Raw genomic sequence first — 18,984 nt, forward strand, 5'->3', positions numbered from 1 at the left:
ATCGGATCTTACGCATAGCTATCTCCACAGGTGACATAATCAGTATGTCGGAAGATCTCTAAAAGTGAATGGGCCGTTTTGCCGGGATACTTACACTACAGTAATTAGAACCTTCTATACTCAGAATAGTTCTTTCAACTTTACCTTAGCATTGAATGAAACTAAATTGCGTAATCCAAGTATTGGTATTATCGCACAGGGTTATTCTTCTGGTACTTACAGTCAGGAAGTTAAAATCTCAGTTGAGAACAAACAATGTCGTATGGCAACTGGTCTTAAACTTGGTGGTGGATTTGGTAACTTATTCGCTTCATGGGTTCAATCAACAGAACGTGATTATGCTGGTTGTGTGATTTACATGACAAGTGCGACTACAGTATCAACTTATATTTCAAACAAACCAGAATTTGATTCAGTACCTAACATTACTGATGGTGAGTATAAAGTTAAGGTTGGTTTCTTTGATGTATTCGGTACTGATAACGTACTATACACTCCAGAACAAACTATAAGTATAAATTCTAAGTATCAATTCACTCCAGAAGATTCAGCAGAAATTAATGATATTCTTGATTTGGATAAACGTCTGGATGATGCTATAGCAGAAGCAGTTAATGAAAGTTCGGCATATACCACTACACAGGTTGATACATTACGTAATACTGTGAATGGTAACACGGCGAAAATCACTGAATTAAATCAGACAGTAGTTGATATGGACAGTGCTCAGACTACTGCAATCACGCAGTTAAAATCTGAAGTAGATGATAACATCGCCACTGTTAACCAACAAATGATTACTAAAGCAGATACCGCTAATGTTAACTCTGAATACTCACTATCAGTAGCAGCTAATGGTACTGTTTCGGGTATTCGTCTTGTTGCTTCTTCTGGTGCGGCTAATAACTCAGCAATCTATTTCGCGGCTGATAAGTTCATTGTGTCTGGTAGTGATTCGGCAGTAGTTGGTGGTGCGGCACCATTCGCAATCATCAATGGTAATACGTACCTTCAAACGGCAATGATTCAACAGGCAAGTATAGGTGAGGCGTATATCGCCGATGCAGCTATCACTAATGCTAAGATTGGTCAGGCTGCTATTAATACTGCGAACATCATTGATGGTGCTATTACTAATGCCAAAATAGGAAATACTATTCAGAGTGATAATTTTGTTGATAGTAGTACTGGCTGGCGTATTGATAAGTCTGGTTCATTCCAAATGAATGGTAATGGCACAACTGGAAGAATGGTACAAACAAATAATTTAATACAAATATACGATGCTAACGGCACACTACGTGTTCGTTTAGGTCTATGGTAACAGATAAGGGAATAATATATGGCACAAGGATTACAGTGTTGGAATGCGGCGGGGGTACTCGTCGTAGATTTAGGGGATTACAATATACGGTATATGGGGACATATACAATTACCAATCCTCCGGCTTCATTTACATTCAATATTCCAGCTATGAGAAGTACAGGCTGGTTCGCTCATAAAGCGAATGCATATAATGAATATTCAAATGATTATTATTGTATTTGTAATAATGGAACAATGACGGTAAACAATTTACTGGGTAATTCTGTATTGGGTACTTACTCGTTCAATGTATATAAATGGGCGGTGTAAATGCCAGGTTTTGAATTATACAATGTTAATGGTGCCTTAACCATTGACAGTACAAACAAATCCATCATGACTGGTGGTGTTAAGGCAATGGGGAACCTTGAAAGTTTTGGGTATTACACAGGTATTAAAACTGCTTTTGGTGATGGTGGTCAACTTGGATCATTAAATGCAAATGTAGTTGTTAATATGAATACCACACAGTACTGGTTTCAGATCCAAACTAACGGGGGCTGGTGTTTCCCTGGGGCATTTCTGTTTCAGAGGAACATCGGTAGGTTCATGACTTCAACCCATACAGCTAATCCTGTTAGTGGTTACCTTGATGTTCGCAATCCGGCAGGGCAATTGATTTGGTCTGCTGCAAGTGCTGGCACAATGCCACGTATCAGGGGGTTTCTAACTGCCCCCGCTACTGCTGATCTATCTAATGCTCTAACAGTGACAGTGCCGTTTGCTGATCCTTGGTTTTGCTTTAGTCAATGTCCGGGGAACGTATCTGATGATGGTCAGGTACTTGGTTATTCTGGTTTGGTTATTAGGCGTAACAGTTCTACTTCTTTTAGTATGCAATATATTAATCAGTATCAAAGAACATATAGGCAAGCAATGGGAAATAATGGATTTCAGATAGCATTAGCGAGCTTTACCGGGTACTAAATACAATACAATAAAGAAATAATAGGAATCATTATGGAATGGATAATAGGTTCACTATTAATACCAGTAGCGGGACTTTGTTATAAAATCTTCAGGAACTACCAAAGAGATACACAAGAAAAAGAAGCAAGATTAATAGCACTGGCTAACAGAGTTTTAATTCTTGAACAAAAGGTAGAAACAATTGAAGGTGACGTAGTTGAAATCAAAGAGCTTCGGGATGATATTAGTGATATCAAACAAGATCTAAGAGTTGCATTAGTATTATTAGAAGAACGTAAAAAAGTGCCTTAACGGGCACTTTTTTTTCGTCAGTACTAAATACAATATCAATGAAAAAGGAATTTCAAATGGATATTAAATTACAATTAAAAGAGTACGAAGGTACACAGGCATATCAGAAGAAGTTAGGTTGTTACCGTGATAGTAAATTCTGGACTTATAAGGACTCTCTGGGCTTTCCAACAATCGGCTATGGTCATTTAGTACTTAAGGGTGAAGACTTCTCACAGGGGCTTACAGAGGCTCAGGCAGACAAGTTATTAGACCTTGATATAGCCATTGCAAGGCGTGATGTAGCGGTACTTGGTCTTAACTTACCCCCGGTATCGAACTGGAATGACTTCATGGTTCTCATGGTGTTTCAACTTGGATTGACCAAGACCCGCCAGTTTAAGAAGTTTTTAGCTGCCCTTAAAGCGGGTAACTATGCAACTGCCATTAAAGAAGTAAAGGACTCTAACTGGTATCGCCAGACACCAAACCGCGTTAATGCGATGCTTGCGGCGGTGTTGAATGGTTAGTGATTGGACAATGTTCTTTGATGATGAATGGAATGTAGATGAAGTAGTTAATTATGCCGGATTCGCATATCTAATTCAGTTTCCCGAAAGTGGTGAATTCTATATCGGTGTTAAGCAGGTATACAAGGGCATCAAAGACTGGAAGAGGTTGAAAGGTACTTCAATAGAATCTAACTGGAAGTCATACACCAGTTCATCAAAGACAGTAAAAGAAATGATTGATAGTGGTATGGAATATAAGAAACAAATCTTATGGTGTTTTAAAACTGTGAATCAGGCGGCATTAGTTGAGGCGGCATTAATCGCAATCTTCGGTACTCGTCATGATTTCCTGAATAAAGCAATAATGGTTAAAGCACGTCTACCAAAAGACAATGGAGATACTTATAAGATACTTCAGAGGTTAATAGAGGTGTTAATGTGAAAAGAGTACTAATCAATACAAAGGATGCTACTAAGTTTATCAATAAAGAAGGACAACGTATTACTAAGGATGTTGTCCAATCAATCATTGATCAAAGTAGGGCCTTATCAGTTAAGATGCAAGATGATATGAGTAAGGCAGTTGACAAGGGACCAGTACCATTTACTAAAAGAGCAGTATCATTTTTCTTTAGTAAGACTACTACCAGTGTTAAAACAACCATAATGATTAAAGACGTCCAGGCTAAATACCTCTATGAGATATTAGTTAAACCAAAGATGATAGATAAGATTGTACCGACAAGTGCAGCACGTCTTGATCGCTTTGGTAACATCACAGGATTGAAACGTAATCTTTCTAATGGACGTTATAAGGTAGTCAAACAGGGTACTAAAGAACGCCTGATTGATACTAATGTTAAGAGTAAGAAGAAACGCAATAAGCGGGTAATCGGACTTAGAGAAGAGAAACGCCGCAAGATGGTTTACGACTTTTACCGCAATGGTGAGAAAGGTGCGTTGCTCATTATTAAAGACATTAAAGGTACTTTCAAAGTAAAGAAGGGATGATATGAATTTTGAACAACATTATGGAGAAATGACACACTACATTCAATTAGATGGATGTACTCCAGTGGCAAACAGTATGCCATTAAGTGTAATGTTTCTTGGAAAGAAGCAACGTAAAGCATTAAATAATACAGAACTGAAATTTGATAGTTATATGAATGTCTGTTTTGAAAGTGAGCAAAAGTTAGTAGATGGTTCAGTACTGGAATGGACATTACATGATGAAGTAATGCAAGTATATCTAATCGACTCTACTAAGTTATTTGTAAAAGGAAAGCTCATTTGGGCTTATTGTGTAGGAATTATAGAATGATTAGTATTGTATTAGATTTAATAAAAACAGGTATGAACTTCTTCATGAAGACTAAAACCATCGAACAGGAAGTAAAAGTAACAAAAGAAGATGGTCAGATTGAACTGAACAAACAGGAAATTAATAAGACTGGTTTTCACTGGCGTAATGCTCTTGGTTTCGTTCTCACGGCGGTTATCGCCTACAACTGGATCATAGTACCGATTATGGATTACTTTGGTGTAGTACTCATTCAAGTTCCTTTGGGGCAGTTGTTCCAGATACTGCTAATCATGGTTGGTGGTAGTTAAGAAAAGCCCGTATATTCACGTATGCGGGTTTTTTTGTTGATGAAATCTGGTTTTTACTGATAAAATAAAGTTATAACTTTATACTTGGATTTACCATGAAAATATGGCTATCTAAACAGTCTCGACTTATTGCTAAAGATAAGAAAAAAATAGAGCTATCTCGTATTTTTTGGAAAGGGCATAAACCTACAATACTATCTTCAATAAGAAGTATTGTTCAGGAAGCTGATCAAGTTGGGATTCCTTTGTTTTGCTATGATTATGCAGATTCAATGCTGTATAAAAATTATCCGACATATGATGGGATTTCTCTGAAGTTCCCAATGGAGTTCACTGGAAATTTTATTATTACTAAGGAAGAAAAAAGCACCCATTATGATTATAAGAGACAGGAAGGTTCTACATTACAAATAACTTATAATAATCTAGGGATGTTGTTAGTCTTCATATCACCAAGTACTTCTGGTGATTCAGAAGCCGTTCACGCAGACATCAATATTTATACTACATACAATCCTGCTGATGTGACTGAAAAAGTCATTAGAAAATGGATAAAGCAGTTTTTTCTTTATCATCGTTGTACTGCTGTTTTACACCATCCAAGTTACATTGATAGATTAAAGTGTTATTTTTTGAAAATCCATTGTAGTGTACGAGCTTACCTTCATCCTGATGAACGGTTTAAGCGTGTTACTGGGTTATACATACCCTCAATTAGTACATTCTTTGCATTTTTAGCTTGTTGTTTAGTGTTGTATCAAATTTTGAAAACCCCATGAAAAAGTGATGCCTGTATTTAGTTAAAGGAATTTCATAATCGCTAAAAATCTCAAGAAATTTTAGTTTTAAGTTTTTTACTCTGGTGTTCAGTACTATGACCTGAGAGATCGTTTAAAGTACAAGAAGTTTGCAGATCAGACGGGTTACACATTTGAAGCTGGATGCGGTATCTATACGTCTATCTTCCGGGACCAATGGCACGATAAAACTTAATGTGTGAAGTGATAACGGTTTATTTTTGAAAAAGCCCCATTTGGGGCTGTTCATTATTCCCAGTACTCAGTGGTTGCGAACCCTTTAACATTCATATGTTCCGTATAAGTAGCTTTGTATACGATTTCATCAGTCGCAATGTCTACAATGTCATATGAATAGATTTCAGTCTGCCCCATATGACCTTTCTCGCGTCTTCTGGTTTGGATATATTTGTACTTCTCTTTTGGATATTTGAGTAGGAATTGTTCTTCGGTCATACACTTATTCCTTGTAATAATTGTTGATTACATCAGAAATACTTGGTTCGATGTTAGTCCCGATCACCAAGTCCGCACAGGCTTTCACTTCATCAACAGCATTACCCATCGCTACACCTAAACCTGCCGCTTTAAGCATACTTAGATCATTAAAGTTATCCCCAAAAGCTATAACCTGACTCATTGATAAGCCCTGTGATTCGACCCATTGAGCTAGACGTTTGCCTTTGCTGTTTCCATTTTGTGCGATATCTACTTGATCATGCCATGACCATTCACAAGTGAGGCTTAACTCACGTTCCACAATCTGAGTGAATTTTTTTAATTTGTCAGTATCGGTATCAGTTAGGGCGAATTTCCAAATACTCTCAACTTCATTAGCGGTTTCACGAAGCGATTTTACCTGCCGGAATACTGGACGCTGTGATACTGGTAGGGAGTTCGCCCAATTAGTTGTGCGTTCGATGTGTCCGGTTAGATCTTGATAAATCATGGCATCATCGGCATACATCAATCCGTGAACATCATAACATTCAAGAAGATCTATCAATAGTGCGGCTTGTTCTGCGTGTAATGGGGTAGAAGCAATAACCTTTTTTTCGGGGTAATCGTACAATAAAGCACCATTACAACAGATTGCGGGTGTATCAAGTTCTAATGCCTGATAAAAAGGGTGTATAGCGACAAAATGACGGCCTGTGACTATCACTACTTTTGCACCAGATTTACGGGCATTGTGTAGAGCATGTATCGATTCAGGTAGGATTTTCTTCTCTGGCGTTAAGAGCGTGCCATCTAGATCTAGGGCTATTACTTGATAATTCATGCCGTGTGGTTACCGTATGTAGTTGGAGGTTACCCAATAGTACACTCGTGGTGACATGCAGCAAAATGCCTAAGGTGCTACTTATGATGCTGAAAGCCTGTGATTTTTTTTGTATTTTTGTATAGTATTGCAGCTATTCAAATAAGTGCCATTACAGCAGATTGCAGGTGTATCCAGCGCCAGTGCCTGATAAAAAGGATGGATGGCCACATGATGGCGACCCGTCACGATCAGGATTTTTATGCCGGCCTGTTGCGCTTTTTTGAGCGCTTCCAGTGATTCTGGCAGTATGGTTTTGGAAGGGGTTAACAGCGTGCCGTCCAGATCGAGGGCGATGATGCGATAGCTCATAACAGTTCCCGTGGCTCAAAAGAAGTCAATAAGTGTACACCTTGTGACGCCAGCCACAAAACTGGCGGCACAGAGAGAAAGCATCATCCGAAGATGAAGAGAAAAGCCACTTACCGATTTCCCGTTCAGAACAAGGAGCATTCATGAAACAAGTTGTTTATACCGCCAGCCCTGAGAGCCATCAGATCCACGCCTGGCAGCTGAATGATGACGGCGCACTGACGTTGTTGCAGGTGGTTGATGCCCCAGGCCAGGTGCAGCCGATGGTGGTCAGCCCGGACAAAAAGTTTCTCTATGTCGGCGTGCGCCCGGATTTCCGCGTGGTTGCCTATCGTATTGATGCCGAAGGTAAACTGAAAGAAGCGGGCCATGCACCGCTGACAGGCAGCCCGACGCATATTTCTACCGACCGCCAGGGGCGCTTCATTTTCGTCGGCTCTTATAACGATGCCTTCGTCAGCGTCAGCCCGATTGGCGCTGATGGCCTGCCGGGTGCACCAACGCAGATTGTAAACGGTCTGGAAGGTTGCCATTCGGCCAATATCGATCTGACCAATCAGACGCTGTTTGTTCCGGCACTGAAGCAGGACCGTATCGCTTTGTTCAACCTGTCTGACAGCGGCGAACTGACGCCGCGAGCGCAGTCTGAGTTGAACACCACCAAAGGGGCCGGTCCGCGCCATATGGTGTTCCACCCTAACCAGCGTTACGCCTACTGTGTGAATGAACTGGACAGCACGGTTGACGTCTGGGACATCAGTAAAGATGAAGTGGAGAAAGTACAGAGCCTGGATATGATGCCGGAAGGTTTCAGCGATACCCGCTGGGCGGCCGATATTCATATCACGCCGGATGGCCGTCATCTGTACAGTTGCGACCGTACCGCCAGCATTATTACCGCGTTCAGCATCAGCACCGAGGGCGCAACCCTGACCGTTGAAGGCCATCAGCCTACGGAAACGCAGCCACGTGGTTTCAACATCGACCATAGCGGTCAGTACCTGGTGGCAGCAGGGCAGAAGTCGCACCATATCGAAGTGTATAAAATCACAGCCGACCGTGGCCTGTTACAACCGCTGGCACGCTATGCGGTAGGGCAGGGACCAATGTGGGTGGTGGTTCACCAGCTGGATTAATCGCGTTAATTTTTCAGTCAGCAAATATCAAGGGTCGGCCATATTCTGGCTGGCCCTTTTTATTGGTCTGAGAGAGATAACATGAAGTATTATTAAAGATGATTGATTACCGCTTAGCGTAACGGACTCAGATAATAATGAAGAGGGTTGAGTCAAAATAACCATAACGAAAAGTAGCATATTTTTTTCCAATCGTATTTTTACCATTTCTCAATAACTATGATCTATGCTGCACTTTTGGTTTTTATCCTCATATTAATTAGGATGTACTGACTGCGACCGATAAATTACGTTGTCGGCAACTGAATGACACTTTCTCTGATACCGTGTGAGAACTGACAGGAAGTCAGCCTCAGGATGACCATTTTTCAATACAAGGAATGTTTTCAATGTCCGCATTATCTTTTCCCTGCACCATTTTTACCACACAGCAACGTATGGATGACTTCGGCGCCAATGACATGTGCTGCGGTGATTTAAGCGCGGAACAGCTGAAAAGAGATTTTGGCCTTGCAACTGTCTCTGACAGGGTTGATCCCTGGACGCTGGCACGAAAAAAACACCAGCAAGTGCCCACTTATCCTGCATCCTCATCCGCCTGGAAGGCGGAGTCGATTAGCAAACAGGAGTGCATCAATATCCTGTTTGATGAGTTCCGTGAGTGCGCAAAATTATTCTCTTTTTACGGTCCCTATAGGGATAACATCATTGAGATGATCACCCATATGCAGCATAAAAAAGGTCTGGATTTTAGCAGTTCGAGGCTGGATTCGGCATTGAGAGTACAAATACTGACTGATCAATCAAACGAAAATAGTTCACGGTTGTTATTACAAAAAACGTTAATAAAAAATATTGATTGGGAAAATGGTTACTATCCTTCAAATGAGAAAAATGAACTTACAGATGCGATATTCAAAGGTAGACTTCCAAAGTTTGATCGCATTCAGGATCGGTTTAACGGTATGGGAATTAGCGTACATGATACCTGGGCGACCCAGATCAGCATTAAATCGCTAAGGATAGAGGGTAATCGTTTTCGAGCTGTCATACACTATAAAATTCAGGACCATTTTGGCTTGGATAACCAGGATGTCCTGGATTGGAAGTTCAGGCAGTTTCGCTTGTTCCGTATCTGGTTTGTCCTTCAACGCTATAGCAAGTTTGCCTTTAAACCGTTTATGACGAATATGGAAGCTACCATTGAGATTACAGGTGAGCGTAATGTTAAATAGTTCTAAAAAAAGAAAGCTCATGGTTCTGATAATCATGATTATTGGTGGTTACATATTATGGCTATGGTGTCGTCCAGTAAAAATAATCGCCGTTCATCAGAGTGGTAGTTATAGCATCGTATTAGTAAAAAATTATCCGTTTACTGATGCAGGGAAAATGGAATGGTGGTTAAAAAATAAAAAAATGGTAAAGGAGACGTATAATATACCCAAACTAGATAAGCAGGGACGATATCATGTAACATTGTGGGATTTTGACGAGGGATATAAAGAGTTGGATAAATACGATCGTCTTTGTTTTGAGGATATGAAACCGCCCAAAAACTGTGTGGATAAAAATGCGATGATGACCGTTAGTCGCGATAAATACAACGTTACAGATTTCACACTTGATGATGGAGTTTACATCCTTCAGGACAATGGCCTCATCGTAAAAAGAAAATCGGATTAAGATAATGTTTTTAAAATTGATTAAAAAAAGAGAGCTTATCCTACTGATGCGATAGATAGCGGAATACTGCCAAAATTTGATCGCATTAAGGATAGGTTCGACGGGATGGGAATTAGCGTGCATGATACCTGGGTCACCCAGATTACTATCAAATCCCTGAAGGTGGAAAATAATCGTTTTCGCGCTGTCGTATACTATAAAATCCAGGATCATTTTGGGCTGGATAATCTGGATATACAGAACTGGAAATTCAGGCAGTTTAACCTGTTCCGTATCTGGTTTGTCCTTCAACGCTATAGCAAGTTTGCCTTTAAACCGTTTATGACCAATATGGAAGCCACCATTGAGATTACAGGTGAGCGTAATGTTAAATAATTCTAAAAAAAGAAAGTTTATGGTTTTGATAATCATGATTATTGGTGGTTATATATTATGGTTATGGTGTCGTCCAGTAAGAATTATTGCCGTTCATCAGAGTGGTAGTTATAGCATCGTATTAGTAAAAAATTATCCGTTTACTGATGCAGGAAAAATGGAATGGTGGTTAAAAAATAAAGAAATGGTAAAGGAGACGTATAATATACCCAAACTAGATAAGCAGGGGCGGTATCATGTAATACTGTGGGATTTTGATGACGGTTATAAGGAGTTGGATAAATACGATCGTCTTTGTTTTGAGGATATGAAACCACCAGTAAACTGCGTAGACAAAAACTCGCTCATGATAATCAGTCGCGATAAATATAATGTCACCAAGTTCATCGGTGATGATGGAGTTTACATCCTTCAGGACAATGGCCTCATCGTAAAAAGAAAATCGGATTAAGATAATGTTTTTAAAGTTGATTAAAAAAAGAGTGCTTATCCTACTGATGGTTATTGTATTCTCTGGGGCCATGTTATGGCTGTGGTGTCGGGCAATGAAGATTGTCGCTGTTCATCAGGATGATAGTGTGAGAATAAAATCTAATTGAATGGAGGTTGTTGATTTTAATTAAAGAAAGAATGTTTTTTCTGTTGTCTATGGTTTTTATAGAGGTTTATTATAACTAGCTGTAATGGGTGAGGTGTTGACACCTCCTGTTACTATTCGTATTTTTACTATTTATCAATAACTATGATCTGTGCTGCACTTTTGGTTTTTATCATCATATTAATTTGGAAACACAGACGGTGATCGATAAATTACGTTGTCGGCAACTGAATGACACTTTCTCTGATGCCGCATGAGAACTGACAGAAAGTCAGCGTCAGGATGACTATTTTTCAACACAAGGAGCGTTTTCAATGTCGGCATTATCTTTCCCCTGCACCATTTTCACCACTAAGAAGCGCATGGATGACTTCGGCGCTAACGATATGTGCTGCGGTGATTTAAGCGCGGAACAGCTGAAAAGAGATTTTGGCCTTGCAACTGTCTCTGACAGGGTAGATCCCTGGACGCTGGCACGAAAAAAGCACCAGCAAGTGCCTACTTATCCTGCAGCCTCATCCGCCTGGAAGGCGGAGTCGATTAGCAAACAAGAGTGCATCAATATTCTGTTTGATGAGTTCCGTGAGTGTGCAAAATTGTTCTCTTTTTACGGCCCGTATCGGGATAACATCATTGAGATGATTACCCATATGCAGCATAAAAAAGGTCTGGATTTTAGCAGTTCGAGGCTGGATTCGGCACTGAGGGAGCAAATATTGACTGATAGATCAGATGAAAACAGTTCACGACTATTACTAAAAGATGCCTTGACGATAAATATTGACTGGGAAAATAGTTATTATCCTTTAAATTTTAAATATCTACTTACTGATGCGATAGATAGCGGAATACTGCCTAAATTTGATCGCATTAAGGATAGGTTCAACGGGATGGGAATTAGCGTGCATGATACCTGGGCCACCCAGATTATTATCAAATCCCTGAAGGTGGAAAATAATCGTTTTCGCGCTGTCGTATACTATAAAATCCAGGATCATTTTGGGCTGGATAATCTGGATATACAGAACTGGAAATTCAGGCAGTTTAACCTGTTCCGTATCTGGTTTGTCCTTCAACACTACAGTCAATTTGCGTTTAAACCGTTTATGACCAATATGGAAGCTACCATTGAGATTACTGGTGAACGTCGTGTTAAATAGTTCTAAAAAAAGAAAGTTCATGATGCTGTTGGTCATAATCGTTGGTGGGTATTTATTATGGTTGTGGTATCGTCCAATGAAAGTCATAAACGTTCATCAGAGAGGTAGTTATAGTGTTGTCTTGGTCAAGGACTATCCTTTCTCTGATAGGGAAAAAATGAAATGGTGGTTAAAAAATAAAGAGATGCTAAAGGTGAAGTATAATACTCCTAAACCCGATGAGGATGGGCGATATCGTGTGATACTGTGGGATTTTGATGAGGGTTATAAAGAAGAGGGTAAATATGATCGTCTGTGCTTTGATGATATGAAACCACCTATCAACTGCGTTGATAAGAATGCGATGATGATCATCCAACACAGTAAAGACAACATAACTCAAATCACCGTGGGTAACGAGTATTATATTCTTCAGGATAATGGTCAGTTCGTAAAAAGAAAACGGAATTGATGATGAGTTTCGGGAGTGATAGTAGACAGTAAGTTTGCTTTTAAACCGTTTATGACGAATATGGAAGCTACCATTGAGATTACAGGTGAGCGTAATGTTAAATAGCAAAAAAAAATAAAGGCCATAATGCTGGTGATCATGGCTATTGGTGGCTATTTATTATGGTTATGGTCTCGGCCAGTGAAAATCATTGCCATTCATCAGAGCGGTAGTTACAGTGATGTTTTAGTTAAAGACTATCCTCTTACTGATACGGGAAAAATGGACTGGTGGTTGAAAAATAAAGAGGTATTAAAAGAGAAGTATAATATCCCTAAACCTGATGAGGATGGCGGATATCATGTTGTATTCTGGGATTTCGATAAAGGGTATAAAGAAGAGGGTAAGTATGACCGATTATGTTTTGAAGATATGCACCCACCGAAAAACTGTATTGATAAAAACAAACTGATTACGGTTGGTCGAAATAAATACAATGTAACAGATTTTACCGTAAGTGGCGGGGTTTACTTCCTTCAGGATAATGGACTCATCGTAAAAAGAAAGCGCCAGGAGTAATCATATTGGCCAGGAGCATTGATTCTGCGGGTGATCATCTGGCAGGTCCGCTTACTCTTCATTAACTCTCTTTAAACTGCCTGTTAAGCCAGTCGGAAAACATCGTCATTGCCTCACTTTCTGGCTGGGACTGTAACCGTGTCAGCCAATAGCTTCCAAGGTGGATTTCAGCGTCAAAAGGGCGAACAATTTTCTCCGTTTGTAGCAGGTGATGAAAAATCTTAACTGGTGCCAGCGCAATGCCCGCTCCCAACAAGGCAGCCTCGATCATCGTCAGCGAAGAGTCGAAAATCATCACCGGATGTGAGGGAGAAGGTGGGAGTTCGTTAAGACTGTGCAACCAGTGGCTCCACTCGTCACGACGAAATGACCGCAACAGCGTAAATTTATGCACGTCCGCCGGTTGCTGTAACTGACGGGCTATCGTGGGATGACAGAGCGGTGAAAACGGGGCATCACAAATTAACGTCGCCTCGGTGCCGTGCCAGGCACCGCTGCCGAAGCGGATGGTGTAATCGTGACCTTCGGCTGCGGGGTCAACCCGATTATTGTGTGTGGACAGTTGCAGCTCAATATGCGGATGACGGTGGTTGAAATCCTCCAGGCGCGGCAACAGCAAACCAGTAGCAAAGGAGCCAACCACCCCCACTTTTAATTTTTCGCGCATCTTACCCGCAGAGAAACGGTCCAGCGTATTGGCAATACGATCAAAAGATTCGTTTAAGACCGGTAACAAATTCTCGCCTTCCGTGGTCAGCATCAGACCGCGAGCAACACGGATAAATAACGAGCAACCCAACTGCTGCTCAAGCGACTTTACCTGCTGGCTCACGGCCGCATGCGTTACATTCAGTTCAACTGCTGCATTAGTAAAACTTAGATGGCGCGCAGCAGCTTCAAATGCTCTTAGCGCATTGAGGGGGATGTAAGGACGGGTCACGGATTTACCTGTAAGATTTTCTTTTATCAGGTGTAAAAATTAACAGTTTGTTGCTGTTTGTCAAACCCGTCAAACTGACTGCTGTTCAAGAATATGGAAGGTTAGAAACAGTGAAATTACGTTCTCAGGCTGTGATGGTGGCTGTGCTGGCATCGGCATACTCATTGGGTGCCGTGGCGGCTCCTGATGTGGAAACAACGGTCAGCCAGGCGATTAAACCCCTTATCGATCAGCAAAACATTCCGGGTATGGCAGTGGCGGTCCTGGTAAAAGGCAAACCATACTATTTTACCTGGGGTATGGCAGATAAAGAGCAGCATCTCCCGGTGACTCAGGACACCCTTTTTGAACTGGGTTCGGTGAGTAAAACGTTCACCGGTGTGCTGGGGGGCGTGGCGGTGGCAAAAGGTGAGATCGCGCTGAACGATCGTGCCAGTCAATACTGGCCGGCACTTAATCTTCCACAGTGGCGCAACATTACGCTACTGCAACTGGCAACGTATACGGCAGGTGGCTTGCCCCTCCAGGTTCCGGATGCCGTTACGGATGAAGACGGGCTGAAAAACTTCTATCAACAGTGGCAACCTCAGTGGGCTCCGGGAAAGACGCGGCAGTATGCGAATAGCAGTATCGGACTTTTTGGCATGCTGGCAGTAAAGCCAACGGGACTCTCCTTTGAACAGGTGATGCAGCAGCGTGTATTGACGCCACTAAAACTCACACACACATTTATTACCGTGCCAGAAGCCAGCGAAAATGCTTATGCGTGGGGTTATCGCGATGGGAAACCCGTCCGCGTATCGCCTGGCATGCTGGATGCCGAATCCTACGGTGTGAAGTCGTCCATAAAAGATATGTTGCGTTGGATGCAGGCCAATATGAATCCTCAACAGGTCGGGGATAAGACATTGCAGCAGGGGTTGGTACTTGCCCAGACGCGTTATTATCGCACTGATGCGTTATATCAGGGGCTTGGCTGGGAGATGCTTGACTGGCCAGAACAGTCAACGCTGGCCATCAGAGGCGCTGATAGTCCGGTGGCTCTGGGGCCCCAGCAGGTGCGGGATGCGCAATCGCATCCACGGGTGAAGGCATCATGGGTACACAAAACGGGTGCTACGGGGGGCTTTGGAGCCTATGTGGCCTTTATCCCGCAAAAACAGATCGGTATTGTCATGCTGGCGAATAAAAACTATCCCAACACCTTGCGGGTGAAAGTCGCCATGCAAATAGTCAAGGCTTTAGAGTAATAGTGAGGCGGGGGCATTGCGCCGGAAGGGAAACGCCCCCGCCTCTCACCCGGAAAATTATGAATACATCGCCGTTATGGATGCGCTACCGAGCGAATGGAAATGCACGTTAAAGCCTACCAAGGCGCCGCTGGCGTTCTCATCCACTTCCAGCGCTTCAACGTCAATGGCATGCACGGTGAAGATATAGCGGTGGGATTCGCCTTTTGGGGGGGCCGCGCCGCCGTAGCCCGCGCTGCCGAAATCCGTGCGCGTCTGCACTGAGCTCGTTGGCAGATCCACTTTGCCGGAACCTGCGCCTTCGGGAAGTTCGCGCGTCTCGGCGGGCAGATTTGCTACCACCCAGTGCCACCAGCCAGAACCGGTAGGAGCATCAGGATCGTAACAGGTCACCACAAAACTTTTTGTCCCAGCGGGAACATCGTCCCAGGCCAGATGTGGCGACAGATTATCACCCTGGTAACCCATGGCATTCAGCACCTGGCGTTCCGGCAACTTATCTCCGTCGTTAAAATTCTGGCTGCTTAATTTCATGTCATCTCCCATTTATTGGTGTAGTAGCTTCAGCAGCTCTTCGGCCGCCGCTGCGGAAGAGGCCGGATTTTGTCCGGTGACCAGGTGGCCATCGGTCAGCACATAAACACCCCAGTTATCAGTGTGTTCAAACTGACCGCCAAGCTTCTTCAGCTCGTCCTCGACCAGAAAAGGTACCACATTCGTCAGGCCAACGGCGGCTTCTTCGCTGTTGGTAAACCCGGTCACCCTTTTCCCGGCAACAATGGGCGTGCCATCGGGTTTTTTGGTATGACGCAGTACGCCCGGCGCATGACAGACGGTACCCACCGGTTTGCCATTAGCAAACAGCGTTTCGATCAGCTGAATACTGTCGGCATTCTCGGCCAGATCCCACAGCGGGCCGTGCCCGCCAGGATAGAATACCGCATCAAACTGGCTGGCATCGATAGCATCCAGACGTTGCGTATGGGCCAGCGCCTGCTGTGCCTCCACGTCACTGCGGAAACGTTCGGTGTCGCGGGTTTGTGCATCCGGCTCGTCGCTGACCGGATCGAGCGGGGGTTGTCCGCCCAGCGGAGAAGCCAGCTCTACGGTGATCCCGGCATCACGGAAAACATAATAAGGCGCAACAAACTCTTCCAGCCAGAAACCGGTTTTATGGCCGGTATCGCCCAGTTTATCGTGCGAGGTTAATACCATTAATAACTTCATGAGGGTTTATCTCCTGCCACACGCACCACCAACTTGCCGAAGTTTTTCCCTTCCAGCATACCGATAAACGCCTCCGGCGCATTATCCAGCCCGTCGATAATATCTTCACGGAATACCAGGCGCTCTTCAGCCACCCACTGGCTCATCTGGCGGAAGAACTCATCAAAGCGGTGGCCATAATCCTGAGTAATGATAAAGCCCTCAACGCGCAGGCGTTTTTTCAGGATGGCGCTTTGCAGCAGCGGCAGGCGGTCCGATCCGGCGTGCTGCCCGGTGCTGTTATAGTCGGCAATCAGGCCACAGACCGGAATGCGTCCTTTGGTGTTCATCAGCGGGAGCACGGCATTAAACACCTTGCCACCAACGCTTTCGAAATAGACGTCAATGCCATCGGCGCAATGACGGCTCAGCTGTTCGGCCAGGTTGTCATCACGGTGATCGAGGCAGCGATCAAAGCCCAGCACGTCTTCGGCGTAGCGGCATTTCTCCGCACCGCCTGCAATGCCCACCACATGGCAGCCTTTCAGTTTGGCAATCTGGCCAACGAGGGAGCCAACGGCACCTGTCGCGGCGGCGACCACCACGGTTTCTCCCGCCTGGGGATTACCGATATCCAGCAGTCCCATATAGGCGGTAAAGCCCGGCATCCCGAGCATTCCCAGCGCCCAGGATGGATGCTTCAGCACCGGGCCGCTGAGTTTCACCAGCTCTTCTCCGCTGGAGATCGCGAAATCCTGCCAGCCGCTGTAACTCAGCACCCAGTCCCCGGCGGCAAAATCTGCGTGCTCAGAGCGCTCAACAATCGATACGGTTCCGCCACACATCACCTCATTAAGGGCGACGGGTGGCACATAGGAAGGGGCATCGCTCATGCGTCCACGCATATAAGGGTCGAGCGACAGCCAGACAGTGCGCAACAGCACCTGTCCGGCAGCGGGTTCAGGAACGTGCTGTGCCTCGAGGCGGAAATTCGCCGTAGTCGGTGCGCCGTGCGGACGAGAGGCCAGCAGCAGCCGACGGTTGGTCTGTTTATCTTGTGGCATGTTATCTCCTGTTTGCGGCAGCAGGCCGCGCAAAACCTGATAAAAGCGTAGCGCATCACGCTGACGGCTGCCTGGAGACTGCCTCCATTGTTAACAATTAAACAGGGCAGGATGTGCTATAGCGGCACTGACGGCGTCCGTAAGCTGTGTCAGCGCCTGTGAAGTGATCACGTAAGGCGGCATCAGATAAATCAATCGCCCGAACGGGCGGATCCACACACCCTGTTCAACAAAGAACTGCTGCATCGCCGCCATATTGACGCTTCTGTGCGTCTCCACCACGCCAATCGCCCCCAGCACCCGCACATCGGCCACTTCCGGCTGTGTGCTCAAGGGCAACAGTGCCGTGCGTAGCTGTCGCTCAATGTTTGCCACCTGCGCCTGCCAGTGGTTCTCCTGCAATATTGCCAGGCTCTCTGATGCCACGGCGCAGGCCAGCGGATTGCCCATAAACGTTGGACCGTGCATAAAGCAACCGGCGGCGCCGTTGCTGATGGTGTCTGCCACCTGGCGTGTCGTCAGGGCTGCTGAGAGCGTCATGGTGCCGCCGGTCAGCGCTTTCCCCACGCAGAGAATGTCCGGGCTGATGGCCGCATGTTCACAGGCGAACAATTTGCCGGTACGGCCAAATCCGGTCGCGATCTCATCGGCGATCAGCAACAGCTGATAGCGGTCACACAGCTCACGCACCCGTTGCAGATAGCGCGGATGATAAAAGCGCATGCCGCCTGCACCCTGCACGATAGGTTCGAGGATCACCGCCGCCAGCTGGCGATGATGCTCAACAATCAACGATTCCAGCTCATTGGCATCTTGTGCCTGCCACGGTTGATCGAAACGCGGCGGCGCAGGTGCAAAAAGATGTTCCGGCAGATAGCCCTGATACAGGCTGTGCATCGAGTTTTGCGGGTCGCACACCGACATCGCCGCAAAGGTATCGCCATGATAGCCGTTACGCAGGGTGAGGAAACGCTGGCGTTTTTCTCCCTTCGCCTGCCAGTACTGCAAGGCCATTTTCATCGACACTTCAACGGCGACGGACCCCGAGTCTGCCAGGAATACGCACGTCAGATTCTGTGGCGTCATCGCCACCAGACGACGGCACAGCGCAACCGCCGCCGGATGCGTGACGCCGCCGAACATCACATGGGACATCTGCGCCATCTGCGTCTGTAACGCCTGGTTAAGGCGCGGATGGTTGTAGCCGTGGATCGCCGCCCACCACGAGGACATGCCGTCCACCAGCTGGCGGCCATCCGCCAGTTCCAGCGAGGTGCCAGCGGCAGCGACCACCGGGTAGCAGGGAAGCGGCTGGCTCATGGAGGTGTAAGGGTGCCAGATATGCTCACGGTCAAAGGCGAGATCGTCAGGGGTCATAAAATCACTTGTAAACCAAAAATAAAAAATTTAGTTTACAAGTATAACCAGGCCGTGAAGA

26 protein-coding genes and 1 pseudogene are annotated in these 18,984 nt (G+C 44.7%); 19 read left to right on the forward strand and 8 right to left on the reverse strand.

The genetic code is table 11. The features are described 5' to 3' along the window. Nucleotides 1–166: 166 nt before the first annotated feature. From HHI26_RS15455 to HHI26_RS15500, 10 genes are all read left to right on the forward strand, one after another. Nucleotides 167–1,324 (forward strand): hypothetical protein, encoded by a 1,158-nt coding sequence (locus HHI26_RS15455; protein ID WP_171149335.1) that lies wholly within the window; start codon nt 167–169, stop codon nt 1,322–1,324. Nucleotides 1,325–1,342: 18 nt separating this feature from the next. Beyond that, on the forward strand, nt 1,343–1,636 hold the full coding sequence (locus HHI26_RS15460) for a hypothetical protein (RefSeq protein ID WP_171149336.1): 294 nt from the start codon (nt 1,343–1,345) through the stop codon (nt 1,634–1,636). Further along, a complete protein-coding gene (locus HHI26_RS15465; protein ID WP_171149337.1) occupies nt 1,637–2,293 on the forward strand; it encodes a hypothetical protein in 657 nt (218 codons plus the stop codon). Nucleotides 2,294–2,326: 33 nt separating this feature from the next. Further along, the gene (locus tag HHI26_RS15470; RefSeq protein WP_171149338.1) at nt 2,327–2,587 is read left to right on the forward strand and encodes a hypothetical protein; all 261 of its coding nucleotides are present in this window, start codon (nt 2,327–2,329) and stop codon (nt 2,585–2,587) included. 56 nt (nt 2,588–2,643) lie between these two features. Continuing rightward, nucleotides 2,644–3,096, forward strand: coding sequence for a glycoside hydrolase family protein (locus tag HHI26_RS15475; protein ID WP_171149339.1), 453 nt, complete (start codon nt 2,644–2,646; stop codon nt 3,094–3,096). Beyond that, the gene (locus HHI26_RS15480) at nt 3,089–3,520 is read left to right on the forward strand and encodes a hypothetical protein (protein ID WP_241008294.1); all 432 of its coding nucleotides are present in this window, start codon (nt 3,089–3,091) and stop codon (nt 3,518–3,520) included. Before HHI26_RS15475 ends, HHI26_RS15480 begins: the two co-directional genes overlap by 8 nt. Continuing rightward, complete coding sequence (locus HHI26_RS15485) at nt 3,517–4,089, forward strand: hypothetical protein (RefSeq protein ID WP_346775684.1); 573 nt, start codon at nt 3,517–3,519, stop codon at nt 4,087–4,089. Before HHI26_RS15480 ends, HHI26_RS15485 begins: the two co-directional genes overlap by 4 nt. 1 nt (nt 4,090) lies before the next feature. Beyond that, nucleotides 4,091–4,402 carry a hypothetical protein gene (locus HHI26_RS15490; protein WP_171149340.1) on the forward strand — a complete coding sequence of 104 codons (312 nt, stop codon included), beginning with the start codon at nt 4,091–4,093 and terminating at the stop codon, nt 4,400–4,402. Continuing rightward, nucleotides 4,399–4,692 carry a hypothetical protein gene (locus HHI26_RS15495; RefSeq protein ID WP_171149341.1) on the forward strand — a complete coding sequence of 98 codons (294 nt, stop codon included), beginning with the start codon at nt 4,399–4,401 and terminating at the stop codon, nt 4,690–4,692. The genes HHI26_RS15490 and HHI26_RS15495 overlap by 4 nt, the downstream gene beginning before the upstream one ends. Nucleotides 4,693–4,787: 95 nt before the next feature. Next, the gene (locus HHI26_RS15500) at nt 4,788–5,471 is read left to right on the forward strand and encodes a hypothetical protein (RefSeq protein ID WP_171149342.1); all 684 of its coding nucleotides are present in this window, start codon (nt 4,788–4,790) and stop codon (nt 5,469–5,471) included. Nucleotides 5,472–5,738: 267 nt separating this feature from the next. Here HHI26_RS15500 and HHI26_RS15505 read toward each other — a convergent pair whose 3' ends face one another. From HHI26_RS15505 to HHI26_RS15515, 3 genes are all read right to left on the reverse strand, one after another. Then, entirely contained in the window at nt 5,739–5,945 is a 207-nt protein-coding gene (locus HHI26_RS15505) for a hypothetical protein (protein ID WP_171149343.1), read from the reverse strand. 4 nt (nt 5,946–5,949) lie between these two features. Next, entirely contained in the window at nt 5,950–6,771 is an 822-nt protein-coding gene (locus HHI26_RS15510) for a pyridoxal phosphatase (RefSeq protein ID WP_171149344.1), read from the reverse strand. Nucleotides 6,772–6,852: 81 nt separating this feature from the next. Next, the gene (locus HHI26_RS15515; RefSeq protein WP_277395227.1) at nt 6,853–7,122 is read right to left on the reverse strand and encodes an HAD-IIB family hydrolase; all 270 of its coding nucleotides are present in this window, start codon (nt 7,120–7,122) and stop codon (nt 6,853–6,855) included. Between the two features lie 143 nt (nt 7,123–7,265). Here HHI26_RS15515 and pgl point away from each other — a divergent pair, with 143 nt between their 5' ends. The 8 genes and pseudogenes from pgl (at nt 7,266) to HHI26_RS15555 (ending at nt 13,086) form a co-directional block, all read left to right on the forward strand. After that, on the forward strand, nt 7,266–8,258 hold the full coding sequence (pgl, locus tag HHI26_RS15520; protein ID WP_159337420.1) for a 6-phosphogluconolactonase: 993 nt from the start codon (nt 7,266–7,268) through the stop codon (nt 8,256–8,258). A 389-nt stretch (nt 8,259–8,647) separates the two neighbouring features. Continuing rightward, entirely contained in the window at nt 8,648–9,493 is an 846-nt protein-coding gene (locus HHI26_RS15525) for a YPO3983 family protein (RefSeq protein ID WP_133841197.1), read from the forward strand. Further along, nucleotides 9,483–9,944 (forward strand): DUF943 family protein, encoded by a 462-nt coding sequence (locus HHI26_RS15530; RefSeq protein WP_133841196.1) that lies wholly within the window; start codon nt 9,483–9,485, stop codon nt 9,942–9,944. The genes HHI26_RS15525 and HHI26_RS15530 overlap by 11 nt, the downstream gene beginning before the upstream one ends. A gap of 66 nt (nt 9,945–10,010) precedes the next feature. Further along, nucleotides 10,011–10,319: pseudogene (locus HHI26_RS15535) on the forward strand (YPO3983 family protein); the annotation flags it as partial. Next, on the forward strand, nt 10,309–10,770 hold the full coding sequence (locus HHI26_RS15540) for a DUF943 family protein (protein ID WP_167864144.1): 462 nt from the start codon (nt 10,309–10,311) through the stop codon (nt 10,768–10,770). The pseudogene HHI26_RS15535 and the gene HHI26_RS15540, both read left to right, overlap by 11 nt. A gap of 461 nt (nt 10,771–11,231) precedes the next feature. After that, nucleotides 11,232–12,077, forward strand: a complete 846-nt coding sequence (locus HHI26_RS15545; RefSeq protein ID WP_171149345.1) for a YPO3983 family protein — start codon at nt 11,232–11,234, stop codon at nt 12,075–12,077. Beyond that, nucleotides 12,067–12,528: a DUF943 family protein gene (locus HHI26_RS15550; RefSeq protein WP_337707499.1), complete on the forward strand. Its 462-nt coding sequence runs from the start codon at nt 12,067–12,069 to the stop codon at nt 12,526–12,528. The genes HHI26_RS15545 and HHI26_RS15550 overlap by 11 nt, the downstream gene beginning before the upstream one ends. A 114-nt stretch (nt 12,529–12,642) precedes the next feature. Continuing rightward, a complete protein-coding gene (locus HHI26_RS15555; RefSeq protein WP_346775692.1) occupies nt 12,643–13,086 on the forward strand; it encodes a DUF943 family protein in 444 nt (147 codons plus the stop codon). A 61-nt stretch (nt 13,087–13,147) separates the two neighbouring features. On the opposite strand, the gene ampR is transcribed toward HHI26_RS15555, so the two are convergent. Next, on the reverse strand, nt 13,148–14,026 hold the full coding sequence (gene ampR / locus HHI26_RS15560) for a LysR family transcriptional regulator AmpR (RefSeq protein ID WP_133841189.1): 879 nt from the start codon (nt 14,024–14,026) through the stop codon (nt 13,148–13,150). A gap of 110 nt (nt 14,027–14,136) precedes the next feature. Here ampR and ampC point away from each other — a divergent pair, with 110 nt between their 5' ends. After that, nucleotides 14,137–15,276 (forward strand): class C beta-lactamase, encoded by a 1,140-nt coding sequence (gene ampC / locus HHI26_RS15565; protein WP_277934042.1) that lies wholly within the window; start codon nt 14,137–14,139, stop codon nt 15,274–15,276. Between the two features lie 57 nt (nt 15,277–15,333). On the opposite strand, the gene HHI26_RS15570 is transcribed toward ampC, so the two are convergent. The 4 genes from HHI26_RS15570 to bioA all read right to left on the reverse strand — a co-directional run bounded on the left by HHI26_RS15570 (nt 15,334) and on the right by bioA (nt 18,923). After that, nucleotides 15,334–15,810: a kinase inhibitor gene (locus HHI26_RS15570; protein ID WP_171149346.1), complete on the reverse strand. Its 477-nt coding sequence runs from the start codon at nt 15,808–15,810 to the stop codon at nt 15,334–15,336. Between the two features lie 12 nt (nt 15,811–15,822). Continuing rightward, nucleotides 15,823–16,503, reverse strand: a complete 681-nt coding sequence (locus HHI26_RS15575; RefSeq protein WP_171149347.1) for a type 1 glutamine amidotransferase domain-containing protein — start codon at nt 16,501–16,503, stop codon at nt 15,823–15,825. Beyond that, on the reverse strand, nt 16,500–17,546 hold the full coding sequence (locus HHI26_RS15580) for an NADP-dependent oxidoreductase (RefSeq protein ID WP_133841186.1): 1,047 nt from the start codon (nt 17,544–17,546) through the stop codon (nt 16,500–16,502). Before HHI26_RS15580 ends, HHI26_RS15575 begins: the two co-directional genes overlap by 4 nt. A gap of 90 nt (nt 17,547–17,636) precedes the next feature. Then, nucleotides 17,637–18,923 (reverse strand): adenosylmethionine--8-amino-7-oxononanoate transaminase, encoded by a 1,287-nt coding sequence (gene bioA, locus HHI26_RS15585; RefSeq protein WP_133841185.1) that lies wholly within the window; start codon nt 18,921–18,923, stop codon nt 17,637–17,639. Nucleotides 18,924–18,984: the final 61 nt, after the last annotated feature.

This window comes from Erwinia sp. JH02 (assembly GCF_013074405.1).
Lineage (GTDB): Bacteria > Pseudomonadota > Gammaproteobacteria > Enterobacterales > Enterobacteriaceae > Erwinia > Erwinia rhapontici.